General features: G+C 63.7%; 6 protein-coding genes and 1 pseudogene. 1 reads left to right on the top strand and 6 read right to left on the bottom strand.

Translation table 11 applies throughout. The features are described 5' to 3' along the window. Nucleotides 1–28: 28 nt before the first annotated feature. The 6 genes from AAF143_RS07790 to AAF143_RS07765 form a co-directional block, all read right to left on the bottom strand. Complete coding sequence (locus tag AAF143_RS07790) at nt 29–2,935, bottom strand: beta strand repeat-containing protein (protein ID WP_414026739.1); 2,907 nt, start codon at nt 2,933–2,935, stop codon at nt 29–31. Between the two features lie 554 nt (nt 2,936–3,489). Further along, the gene (locus AAF143_RS07785) at nt 3,490–4,731 is read right to left on the bottom strand and encodes a CHAT domain-containing protein (protein WP_414026738.1); all 1,242 of its coding nucleotides are present in this window, start codon (nt 4,729–4,731) and stop codon (nt 3,490–3,492) included. A 35-nt stretch (nt 4,732–4,766) separates the two neighbouring features. Then, entirely contained in the window at nt 4,767–7,736 is a 2,970-nt protein-coding gene (locus tag AAF143_RS07780; protein ID WP_414026737.1) for a beta strand repeat-containing protein, read from the bottom strand. Further along, nucleotides 7,733–8,980 (bottom strand): hypothetical protein, encoded by a 1,248-nt coding sequence (locus tag AAF143_RS07775; protein WP_414026736.1) that lies wholly within the window; start codon nt 8,978–8,980, stop codon nt 7,733–7,735. The genes AAF143_RS07780 and AAF143_RS07775 overlap by 4 nt, the downstream gene beginning before the upstream one ends. Before the next feature lie 496 nt (nt 8,981–9,476). Continuing rightward, complete coding sequence (locus AAF143_RS07770; RefSeq protein WP_414026735.1) at nt 9,477–10,079, bottom strand: hypothetical protein; 603 nt, start codon at nt 10,077–10,079, stop codon at nt 9,477–9,479. Nucleotides 10,080–10,192: 113 nt separating this feature from the next. Continuing rightward, a complete protein-coding gene (locus tag AAF143_RS07765) occupies nt 10,193–11,470 on the bottom strand; it encodes a hypothetical protein (protein WP_414026734.1) in 1,278 nt (425 codons plus the stop codon). A 253-nt stretch (nt 11,471–11,723) separates the two neighbouring features. On the opposite strand from AAF143_RS07765, the pseudogene AAF143_RS07760 reads away from it, so the two are divergent. Further along, a pseudogene (locus tag AAF143_RS07760) lies at nt 11,724–12,032 on the top strand (glycosyltransferase family 2 protein); the annotation flags it as partial. Between the last annotated feature and the right edge of the window lie 500 nt (nt 12,033–12,532).

Genomic DNA, 12,532 nt, shown 5'->3' with positions numbered 1-12,532 from the left:
GATCGCGCCATCGCTGGAGAAGGAGTTGTTAGCGGTAGCGAGCGTGGAGCCCGCTGAAACAACGAGTGTTCCTGTGGCGCCGTTGGTGGAAGCTGGTGGGCGTAATGGACCAGGTGCCGCCGGTGGTGGAAGCGATTGTGCCGTTGTTGATGATTGGGGCCGCAGAGCTGTTGGTCAGCGTCGTGGTGCCTGCGCCGGAACTTTGCAGCGTCACGCCAGGGCCGATCGTCAGGGTCTGGCCGCTGACCCCCGACCCGGCGAAGATGGCGCCACCACTGCTGCTGACCGTGGCGCTGCTGGCGCCTGGAGCCAGGCCGAGGGTACGAACTCCTGTGGTGACGAAGTTCCAATTATTCGCTCCCTTGTTCACTGTCACGCCATTAGTCAGCAGCAGATCGTTGGCGATGCGCAACGTACCGTTGATGCCCACGTTGGAGCCGATCGTCATCCCATTGAGCGTGCCTAAGCCCGAGGTCAGCACAGGGGTGGTATCGGTGTTGATCAGCGTGCCGCCTAAAAGCGTGCCGCTGAGCTGCGTCAGCCCACCGCTGCCGAACAGGCCCGCCGAGCCCACATCCAACGTGGCACCCGCCAGGTCGAAGGTGCCGGGAATGAAGACCGAACCCCCGGTGCGATTGGAGGCACCTGGGTTGGCATTGGTGAACGTACCGCCCAGATTCAATGTGCCCGAAGGGCCAACATTGAAGACACCCGTGCTCCCATTGCTCCAACTCGTCGAACTGATCGACACCGTGCCGTTGTTGGCTGTCACCGCACCGTTGTTGATGAACCCGGCGGGCAAAATCGACCAGGTGCCACCAGTGGTGGAAGCGATTGTGCCGTTGTTGATGATGGTGCTGGCGGTGCTGTCTCTCAGCTGCGTGGTGCCTGCGCCGGAGCTCTGCAGCGTCACGCCAGGGCCGATCGTCAGGGTCTGGCCGATGACCCCCTGGCCGGCAAGAATGAAGCCCCCGCTGCTGATGACGGTGGCGCTGGTGGCCCCTGGGGCCAGCCCCAGGGTGCGCAGACCGGTGGTTCCAAAGCGCCAGATGTTCGCTTCTTTGTTCACCGTCACACCATTGGCCAGCAGCAGATCGTTGACGATTCCCACTTCGTTACTGAAGGTCATGTCGGTGCCAATCGTCACGCCGGTCAACCGAACGAAGAAGGGCGCCAGGTAGGAACCTGTTCCACTTTTGTCAAACCGAAGATTCCGAAAGTCGTCAATTAGCGTGAAGTCGCCATTGCCAGCAAGGTTCAAGTTACCGCCGTTCAAGTCGATGAAGGTACCAGAAGTCTGCCTCTGTACGGATCCACCGCCGACGTTGTCCGAATTGGCAACCAAATTCAGGTTCAATGCACCCGCTAATGAGGAAATGTTGGCATTGAGGTTGATGTTGTTGTGGGCGCTCAGGCTGAGGGAGGCAGCGCCGCCGGCCGTTTTGCTGATCGGGGCGGAGACCGTGATGTCACCCGCCTGGGCACCACCGGCACTGGTGGCCAGGCTCACGCTGGTGCCCGCGTTCAAGGCTGCATTGATTGTGGAGGCGGCGATGACGGCGCTGTCGCCTGTGGTGGTTGCGTTGGGGAAGCCGCTGACATTGCTGTCGGGCCCGCTGGCATTCACCGTGAGGTTGTTGGGATCCAGCAGCCAGGTGCCTCCCTTGCCCAAAGGGGCCGAGGCATCCGGCGCCCGACTGACCGCCAATTGCTCGCGGCCTGAGGTTTCCACGAAGCCGCCATCACCGCCCGCCGGGCCGCCGCGGGCGCTGATCGCCCCATCCACCAGGGTGGCCCTCTCAGCCCACACCACCACCTGGCCGCCGTTGCCCGCCTGGGTGGTATCGGCCTTCAAGCTGCTGCTGCTGTCCACCATGGTGTTGATGGCGTTGGCGCCCCCCAGGCTGAGGGGGCTGCCCTGAACCCCGCCGCCCACCCTGATCACACCGCCGCCGCCGGCGCCGCTGGCATCCACTTGGGCCGCCGCAAGGGTCACGCTGGGGGCCGTGAGCTCGATCGTGCCGCCCTTGGCCATTGGCCCCGTACCCGTGGCGGTGATCGCGGACGAACTCGTGAGGCTGGTGCCGGCCTGCAGGTTGATGGTGCCGCCAGCACTGGACCCGTTGGCCTGGATCGGTGCGCCGTTGGTGAGAGCGCCCGCCGCGTTGATCGTCACCGAGCCACCGCTCGTGCCGCTGGATTCGATCGGTGCGTCCTGCCGAACGGACTGGCCCTGGATCTCCACCGACCCGCCCTTCGCCTGCAGCCTCGCCGCCTGCAGCAGCACGTTGCCCCCCTGGGCATCCAGCAGCAGGCCCTGATCCACCGTCAGCAGACCGCCGGCGATGCTGAGATCGCCGTTCTTCTGGATCCCCAGGGCCGCAAGAGTTGCCGGATCGTTCACCGCACCGGCAAGGCCGCTCACAGGCGCTCCGCTCAACAGGGCCGCCTGACCGGCTGTGGTGCCCGCCGCATCGAACACACCATTGCCCACCCGCCAGCCCGTGGCGGTGCTCAGGTTCAGCTGCTGGATGTTGGCGAAACCGCCGGCGCCGCTGATGGCGATGCCGCCCGGGGAGAGCCAGAACAGGTTGCCGGGGCTCGAGAACGAGACAAGTTTGTCGATGAAGCTGCCCAGGGGGCTCGTCACCCCAACGAACACGTTTTGGGCGCCGCCGGTGGAGAAATTCACCCCCGTGATGCCGCCGCGCGTGTCGAAGGCGGAAAAGCGATGGAAGAGGTTGCGGCCTGCTGCCGTGCCACCGCCCACCTGGCACAGGCCTAAGCCGCAGCTGCCGCCCAGCTGGCCGTTCACCGCGGTGCCCAGGCCCAGGGCGCCGCCGGTGGCGCTCACTTCGCCGGCGACGACAGGACCCCCCGCCAGGATCAGAGCCCAAAGGCCGATGGCATGACGCAGCGCGATGGATGGGGCCATTCGAGTCCGTTTCAAGAAACTAAGGCCTATGTCAGACCTTTTGGCGGTTGATCCTTGATCGATCACTGAGAATCTGCTAAGTGCTGCATCACTGCAGCAGCTAATCCGTAGCCCTCGCTACTAAACATGACTTCATCGACTTGCCCAACGGCGCACCTATCCTTGCCCCCTAACGGTTTCAAGCCATCTCCCCAGCGCCGCGCATCATTGGCCTGCTGAAGGTCAAAAACGAGTGGCCCCTGGCGGCGGTGGCCCTGGTGCACGCCCTCCAGCACCACGTTGATGTGGCCTATGTGCTCGACCACGGCAGCAGCGATGGCACCGCCGCTGGCCTCCGCACCTGACTGGCTCTATCGCTTCGATGCCGATGTAGTTCTGATCGCTGCGCGAGGGCTGGGTGTGGAGTTCCAGCACGTTGTTCATGATCTCCACCAGGGTCTTGTCCGACAGCCGCTCAGGTCTACTCAGGCGTTGTGCAATGCCGAATATCTCATCTGGATAAACGCAGGATCAGCCATCCCCAGGGCAAGGGGAAGGACGGCCAGAATCGCTAATCACCAAGGCGTTCCCAGCAACTGGATGCCCGCCCAGAAGAAGGGGTGCTGCAGACCTGTGCTGATGCGACGTTGCTGGGACGTGGTCAGTTTGGAGAGGAGCACATCGCCCCCGGCCCCGATCACCTGGTCGCCCACGAGCCGCATCCGGCCGTTCGCCATGGCGCGCCGGGTGAATTGCAGCGCCTCGGCCTTGGGAAGGCCCTGGTCCAGGTAGCGGTAGAACTGCACGAACAGCGCCGAAGTGGCCACATCGTCGATGTACCAGAGGCTGCCGATCGCACTGCGGGAGCCCGCCTGGAGCGCCAACCCCGCGAAACCCAGTTCGCTGTCGGCATCACCGAGGGCGGTGCGGCAGGCGCTGAGGCTGAACACATCCAGCTGACCCTCACCGCGGCGTTGGCGCAGCTGGGATAACTGACGCAGGGACATCGGACCGGTGCCTGAGTACAGGCGAGCCGCCGCTGGCCCGCCGGGCAGGAATTCGGCGTGGGTGGCGATGTGCACCCGATCGATCAGTGGATCGCCCGCCTTCTGGAGCAGCACTTGGGGCGTAAAGCTCCTGTTGAGGAAGCTCTGGTTCGCCCTGCCCTTGCCCACCCGGTCGAGCTCCTGGGGCACCAGAGGCAGGGCATTGAGGCCCACGAACTCGGAGGCCCCGGCCGCCAGCAGTTGTGGTTGGGCTTTCTCGGGCAGCACTGCCAGCTTGGTGAGCCCCAGGGCCGGCGTCATGCCGAGGCCGTAGCGCTCACCCAGGTAGCTCTGGCCGTCGTGGAGGGCCGCGAACGGCACAGCCTGCAGCCCCGCATCGGCGGAGATCAGCAGCGTGGTGATCTTGTGCTTTTGCAGCTGCGCGGCAATCGGCTGGATCAGAATCGAATACAGCTGCCGAGCCGGTGAGTTCGGATCGTTGACATCCAGCGGCGATTGACTCGCCAGTTGGCCATAGAGCTTGCGCAGCAGCTCGTTGAAGCTCTTGAGCGAAACCTCACTGCGGGCACCATGCACATCCCCATCGGGTGGCACCAAGGTGATGTCGAGGAAGGAATCGGCCTCGGGATTGGCGGACTTGCCCTTGGCTTCGCTGAAGCCGATGCGCAGGATCGCCGGGTTGTAGAGGGCCGGATTGAAGGGGGAAGCACCATCGGAAGCGCGCGCCAGCTGCACAGCGGCGGCTGGCGGAGCCGCCAAGGCAACTGGTGTCGTTACAGGGAGACCGAGGAACAACGGCAGCGAGGCCACCAGGTAACGGCTCGGCCAATGACGTGCTGGCCGGATCATGGCTGACCTCCTCGGATCCGCCCGCGCACAGCTTTGATCACCTTCTGCAGGCTCGCCTGCAATTGAGCAGGAGTAGGCGCCAATAGGCCGTCAGTGGGGTCAAGACCTAGTTTCGCCGCCGTTGCTTCCATCGCTCGCTGCTCGGAAGCGGTGAACTGCTCTTCCACCTGTGAGGGGGTGAGCTGCTGCACGGATGGATCGAACGTCCACAGACCACTGGTTGAAAGACCTTCATTCAATAAGAAATTGGCATAGAGGAAGGCCGATTCCGTGAGGGTGATAGAAAGCGGATCGATCCCCAGCTGCTCCCACTGGGCGACCAGCAACGAACCCGGCGCCGTGTAATCAACGCTGGAGAGCGGAGAGCTCTGACCGAGATCGACGCTGAGCTGGAACGCCACCTCAGAGGGCAGCGCGACGATGGGGGACAAAACAGCGCTCAAGGGCAGATTAGGCAACACACTCACAGCGCCCAATCCCACCCCATTCAAAAACAACCGGCCACCGATGATGCTGGCGTTGTTGAGAATCGAACCGCCGAACAGGCTGAAGGTGCCATCACCACCGCCCACGAGAGAGGTGGCAGCATCGAGGCTCAAGGTGGCGGTATTGGCAGAACCCAGCAGGATGGAACCGCCGCTCAAGCCCACCACGTTCAAGGTGGAGCCAACCAAGGCGATGGCAAGGCCGTCGATGGAGATGGAACCGCCAAGACCAGGGGGATCCGCCACCAGGCTGGAGTTGGTGAGCGTAACGCTACTGGGCAGGGATTTCAGGCCCAGCTGAATCGAACCACCTTCGCTGGCACCAGAAGTGTTCACCGTGGCGTTGGTGAGGGTGATGCTGCTGCCATCGAGCTGCACCGTGCCGGCGGCACTGGCTCCGCTGGCATCGATGCGAGCGCCGTTCAGGCTCAGCGGACCGCCGCTGCTCACGGAGATCAGAGCGCCGGGGCTGATGAGCGACGCGGTGGAGGAAAGATCCGTGGCGCCGGTGGCGATCAGGTTGATGGGCCCACCGGCTGAGCTCACAGCGCCGCTGAGGTTGAGGGCGCCAGCGCTGCTGGTCAGGCTCACCGGGCCCGTGGATCCCACGCTGCTGAGGTTGAGGTCGCCGCTGGCCTGGGTGATCGCAACGCTGGAGAAACCGCTACCGAGACTGCCGCCGCTCTCGGTGTAGGAGCCATTCACCACGAGCGGACTGCTGCCGTTCACCAGCCCCTGGTTGCTCAGGGAGGTGGTCGAAAAATTGCCACCACTGAGACTCAAGCTGGCGCCGCTGGCCACGGATGTCGCACCGCTCACCGCCAGGGAACCACCGGTGATGCTGAGGCTCTGGTCGATGATGAGGCTCTGCAGGTTGGTGCTACCGGCGGCGGCGTCGTAAGTGAGGGCGCCGCTACCCACGGGGATCACCACGACGGCCACGTTAGAGCCACTGGGCAGGACATCCCAGTTGGCCGCATCGCTCCAGTTGCCAGGGGTGGAGGCGCTCCAGGTGCCGAGGGGGCGGATGGTGATGTCGGCGGTCAGGCCGCCCGGCTGAAGAAGGGTGTAATTGGCCGCATCGGGGCCACTGATCACGAAGCCGGAGACGGCAACGGGCTTGGCCAGGCCGGCGTTGGGATCGGCGAATTGACCGGTTGCGGTTAGGCCGTTAAGCGTCACACCGTCGGTGCCTAAGAGGCCTGACACGGCGGCGGCGGTATTGTTGAGGGTGGCCTGAGTGGTGCCGTCGTAGGTCTTGCTGAGGGGGGTAACGCCCGTGACCGAGAGGCTGAGGGGATTGATCGTGTAGTTGGGAGTTGATGTGAAGCCTGAGAAGCTGTAGTTCGCCGCATCGCTACCGCTGAGGGTGGCGCTGGCCGTTTGGGTGTAGGTACCAACGATGGGGGTGCCGCCGGTGCTGAGGGTTGAGGTATTGACGGAGGTGGCAGAACCGACGAGATCGCCGGAGAAGAGATTGGAGAAGCTGACTGCACCGGGGCTGAGGGCCGCGCCGTAGATGGAACTGGAGGGCGCAATCGCGGCACCGGCGAGCGCGAGCGGATTGATCGTGCCCAGGGCGGTACCGCTCGCTGTTGAGCTGGCCAACTGGTAGCCATACACCGCAACCGCACCCTCGCTGGCGCCGGAAATCGTCACCCCAGAAACGGAGACATCCTTTCCACTGCCAACATCCTTCGCACCACGCCCCCCGGTCCCGGCCGTTGTGTACGTGCCGAGCGTGGAATTGTTCACCTGTACGGTGTCGCCATCGATCGCGCCACTGACGAGATAGTTGCCAGCGGCGATCGGGGCGGCCACGGTGCCGTCGTAGGTCTTGCTGATGCTGCCGGTGAGGCTGGCCGTGACCGTTGGCGTGGCGCTGTAGAGGAAGCCATTGCCGGCGCCCAATACAGGGCTCGCGCTGCCGTAAGTGATGCCGTATTGCTTGAAGGCATAGCTCAAGCCGCCGCGGTTGTCGGTGAGGGGGCTGGCGGAATAGACCAACCAGCGCGCCCCTGGTGCCACCGCTAGCGCCCCGGCGCCGGCCAGGTTGGTGAAGGCGCCCGTGCCGGCATCGAGCACCAAGGCACTCCCCGTGCTTGCCGTGGCGTTCAGCACGACACCGGGCTGCAGCGTCAGCCCTGTGGCACCGCGGCCCAGCAGGGTGGTGGCCGTCACGGGTCCATCGACGAGCAGGTTTCCTGCCGCCGCCGTAAACGACACCGGTCCATTAACGGTCCAGGCGCCCGGGCTGAGATCACCGCTGGCCTGGTTGAGCGTGACCCCGGTGAGGGTGGTGCCCGTAGTTCCGCCCGTACGCGAGAAGGCATTAGAAACCGTGAGGCTGCCGCTGCCGGCCAACGCTCCGCCACTGAGGGCCAACGACGATGCGCTGAGGGGCGATTGAATGTTCAGGGTGCCACTGACCGTGAGATTGCCAGCAAGGTTGGAGGCCGTTCCTGGATCGTTCAGCGTCAACGCCCCCCGGAATTGATCGTGAGGCTGTTGCCGGAGATGCTGTTCAACCCCTTGATGCTCTGGCTGCTGGAGAGGGTCACATCGACACCAGCTACCAGATTCAGGTAGGCCACATCGGTGGTGGTGGGCAACTTATCGCTTGTCCAATTCGCCAGGGTTTCCCAGCCGGTGGTGCCGCCACCGCCATCCCAGCAGACGCCCAGGCAGCTCAGGCCGGAGTTGGTGAGGCGGTAGACGCTGCCCACGATCGCCCCGTTGACACCCGAAGGCAGATTCGAGCTGGCAAAGCTGCCGGTGGCCGTTCCGCCGGATGTGATCACATCGAAGCTTTGACCGGGGCTAGGGGCGTAGGCATTGATCAGCTGGGTGTTGATCGTGCCACCAAGGCTCACGTTGCCCGAAACCGCTAGCCGGTCGTATTGGCTACCGGGTGTGGCACCGCCCAGGTCGAGGTTGAGCACGGAGGCCCCGCCCAGAGCTAGGTCGCCGATGAGACTCAGGGTTCCCGCAGTACTAGTGCTAGCGCTGCCGGGGTAGATGAACAAGAGGTTGGTGAGCGTATTGCCGGCGCCCACATCAATGGTGCCAAAGCCCGAAAGAATGCCGTTGTTGGTGAGGCCTCCTGAAGCAACCTGGAAAGTTGCTCCCGATGCAATTTCGATTATGCCATTGTTCTGCATTGCCGACGCAGGGCTGATCGCCAGCGTTCCCGCGCTCACCTCCACTGATCCGCGGTTCGTCAGATTCACTCGATTGCCCCCTGCTCCCAAGGTCGCAGTACCCGTACCAGCACTCTTGCGCAGTATTCCGTTCAGGTTATTGAACTCAATCGCGAACAAGCCTTTGTTGCCCCAGATGCTATCGGTCTGCACGTCGAACAAAAGTGAGTTAGTGATCACTCCATTTGCACTAAAATCAACATTGCCGCTCGTCCATTGCACTATCCCCTGATTCGTCAGTTGGCTCAAGCCATAGGTGCCGCCGCCGTTCACCACCAATTTGGCCGCTGGAGACACCGTCAGCGTTCCCGTTCCATCAAGGGTGCCGCCGGCCCACACCGAGGATCCGTTCAGTGTTAAGGCTCCTTTGGTGGTCAACGTGCCACCACTGATGGTCAGCCCACCATCCAATAGCGAGCTTGTTCCTGGATCATTCAGCGTCAACGTGCCACCAGGATTGATCGTGAGGTTGTTGCCGGCGTTGCTGTTCAACCCCTTGATGCTCTGGCTGCTGGAGAGGGTCACATCGACACCAGCCACCAGGTTCAGGTAGGCCACATCGCTGGTGGTGGGCAACTGATCACTTGTCCAATTCGCCGGGTTTTCCCAGGCGGTGGTGCCGTCACCGCCATCCCAGCAAATGCCAAGACAGCTCAGACCTGAGTTGGTGAGGCGGTAGACGCTGCCCACGATCGCGCCGTTGAACCCCGAGGGCAGATTCGAGGTAGCAAAGCTGCCTGTGACCGTTAATGGGTCGTTTGAGATCACATCGAAGCTCTGGCCAAGGCTTGGGCTAAAACCATTGATAAGTTGGGTGTTGATCGTGCCACCGAGGCTCACGTTGCCACTAACTGTTATCCAGTCGAATTGGCTGCCATTAATGGGCCCGCCAATTTCGAGATTAAGGACTGAGGTGCTGCCCAGGACAAGGTCGCCCCCAGACAGGGTCAGCCAGCCCGCGACGCCATCGCCTCCGGGGCTGATGGTGCCGAGGTTGGTGAGAGTAGCAGAAGGAGAAGTACTATCGCCTTGGAGTAAGAGGCTCCCCTGCGCCAGACCTAAACCGCCGCGGATGATGCCGCCCGCCGCATTGGTGGAAGCTTTTCGCGCTGATGCTGGTGTTCGGGCCGATCTCTAGAACACCAGCATTGGAGAAGGGATTGGTGGGGAAGATCCCGATACTTCCCAAGGTGGTAGCAATGGTACCCGTGTTGTTCAGCGTCGTTGGTTTAATCGAGAACACCTGCCCAGCCGTGGAGGCACGAATCGTGCCCTGGTTGTTCAGCGTTGCCGATGAGTTGGTCGTCAACGTGCCATAGCCCTGCAGCGTCACGCCGCTGCCGATTCCGAACGTTCCAGGACCGCCATTGCCCGCAATGATGTTACCGCCGCTGCTGTTGATCACAGCAGTCCCGCCAGTCGTTAACTGCGTGCCCGGGGCTGCATACCAGTCGCTGCTGATGCCTTTGTTCAACGTGATTCCATTGGCCAGCCCGATCGTTCCAGAAAGATTCAACCCCCCTGTGGTCGACAGATTCGAGCCGAACGTGATGTTGCTCAGCGTTGCGTTACTTGAGGCAATCTCTGACCCGGTGATCGTGCTGCCGCTGATCGTGCCCGCCAAGGAAGTGCTGCCGTTGAAGGCCGCCGTGCCGCCATTGAGGGCGAGGGTGGCACCAGTAGCCAGGCTGGTGGTCCCACCGCCACTGGCATCACTGTCGGGGTTGAGCGTGAGATTCAGCTGTCCAACGCTGCTGCTGATGTTCGCGTTGAGGTTGATGTTGTTGTAGGCCGTGAGCGTGAGCGTGGCGTTACCCCCGCCGTTTTGCTGATCGGTGAGGCCACGGTGATGTCGCCCGCCTGGGTGCCGCCGGCGCTGGTCACCACACTCACGTTGGTGCCGGCATTGAGCGCGGTCTCAAGGGTGCTGGTGGTGAGCACCGCGCTGTCGCCGGTGGTGATCACGGCCGGCGGGGCGGTGACGTTGCTGTCGGGCCCCGTTGCCTGGATCGTGACGTTGTTGGGATCGATCAGCCACGTGCCGCCTTGGCCCTTCGGGGCGGAAGCGTCCGGCGCCTGGTTCACCACCAGCTCGCCGCGGCTGGAGGTTTCCACCAGGCCGCCATCGCCGCCCTGGGGGCCCCCGCGGGCCGAGAGGGCGCCTTCCACCTTGATGCTGTCGGTGCCGTAGACCACCACGGTGCCGCCCGAACCCTGGGCCGTGGCATCGGCGCGGACCGCGCTGGCCCCATCCACGCTCGTGCGTTGGGCGTTGGTGATCGTGGGATCGGCTCCCAGCAGGCCACCGCCCAGGCGCACCGTGCCGCCGCCGCTGGAGCCGCTCACATCCACCGTGCTGGATTGCAGTGAAACCGAGGCCCCGGTGATCGCCACCTGGGCCCCGGGCGCCTGGATCCCGGCCGCCTGCAGCAGCACGTTGCCGCCCTGGGCATCGAGCAGCAGGCTCTGATCGACGGTGAGCAGGCCGTCTGAAAGGCTCAGATCGCCGTTCTTCTGCAGGCCGAGCGCCGCCAGGCTGGCCGGATCGGTGAGGGCACCAGCCGCCCCTAGGCCCGGTGTGCCGCTGAGCAGGGCCGCCTGGCCGGCTGTGGTGCCCGCCGCATCGAATACACCGTTGCCCACGCGCCAGCCGGTGGCGGTGCTCAGGTTCAGCTGCTGGATGTTGGCGAAACCGCCGGCGCCGCTGATGGCGATGCCGCCCGGGGAGAGCCAGAACAGGTTGCCGGGGCTAGAGAACGAGACAAGTTTGTCGATGAAGCTGCCCAGGGGGCTCGTCACCCCAACGAACACGTTTTGGGCGCCGCCGGTGGAGAAATTCACCCCCGTGATGCCGCCGCGCGTGTCGAAGGCGGAAAAGCGGTGAAAAAGGTTACGGCCCGCCGCCGTGCCGCCGCCCACCTGGCAGAGGCCCGATGCGCAGCTGCCGCCCAGCTGGCCGTTCACCGCGGTGCCCAGGCCCAGGGCGCCGCCGCTGGCGCTCACTTCGCCCGCCATGGCAGGCGCTCCAGCCAGGATTAGCGCCCAAAGACCGATGGCATGACGCAGCGCCATGGGTGGGGCCGTTCGCGACTAGCTCCAGAAGCTAAAGCCCAATCAGCTTTTTTAGCGGTTGATCCATAATTGATCACTGAGAATCTGCTAAGTGCTGCATCACTGCAGCAGCTAATCCGTAGCCCTCGCTACTAAACATGGCTTCATCGTCGTGCCCAATGGCGCACCTATCCTTGCCCCCTAACGGTTTCAAGCCATCTCCCCAGCGCCGCGCATCATTGGCCTGCTGAAGGTCAAAAACGAGTGGCCCCTGGCGGCGGTGGCGCTGGTGTACGCCCTCCAGCACCACGTTGATGTGGCCTATGTGCTCGACCACGGCAGCAGCGATGGCACCGCCACTGGCCTGGCGGCCTTGCAGGCGTCGCCGTTGGGTGCACGAATCCATGTGGTGCGCTTCGAGGAGGAAGCTTTCATCGAAGAGGCGTTCATGAACGCCCTGGTGGAGGTGGCCCAGGCCTCCGCTCCCGAGTGGTTCTACCCCTTTGATGCCGATGAAATTCTGATCGCTCCGTCAGGGCTACGGGAGCTGATTGAAAGCCTGCCCGACACCATCAACGCCCTGCATTACCAGGTGGAAAACTGGCTTTCCACGTCGGATTTTGATGAGACCAACCTCAATCACTACCGCGTTCTTCAGGTGCGCTCCCTGCCGGATCAACCCTTCTCACCCTCGCTGGATCCACGTCTGGTGGAAGCGATCATCGCGGGTTCGTTCAACTATTTCCGCCTGCCGTTCGGTGGCAAGGTGATCTTCCGCAACACCGCCTCGGCCTGGCTCGCGGCCGGCGCCCACGAACTGCGCCCATCCATCCGCGCCCAGAGCCTGTTCGCCCACCGCCAGCACCTGAGGTGCGCCCACCTGCCCCTGCTCAGCCGCGGGCGGCTGGCGCGCAAGGCGGCGATGGGCCGCCGCACGATCGCCGACGGCATGGCTCCCTGGTACAACTGGCAACACCAGATGATCGCGCGATTGGAGGAGCTGAGGAGCCTCGAATCGTTCTGGGC

The sequence above is a fragment of the Cyanobium sp. ATX-6F1 genome (genome assembly GCF_047395825.1).
In the GTDB taxonomy this organism is placed as follows: Bacteria; Cyanobacteriota; Cyanobacteriia; order PCC-6307; family Cyanobiaceae; genus ATX-6F1.
The sequence above is the reverse complement of the archived record's forward strand: the minus strand, read 5'-3'. Positions and strand labels throughout refer to the sequence as shown.

Bases quoted from the DNA above. Each gene is read 5' to 3' on its own strand.
- AAF143_RS07790 (WP_414026739.1), bottom strand. From the start codon at position 2,935: ATGGCCCCATCCATCGCGCTGCGTCATGCCATCGGCCTTTGGGCTCTG.
- AAF143_RS07765 (WP_414026734.1), bottom strand. From the start codon at position 11,470: ATGGCGGGCGAAGTGAGCGCCAGCGGCGGCGCCCTGGGCCTGGGCACC.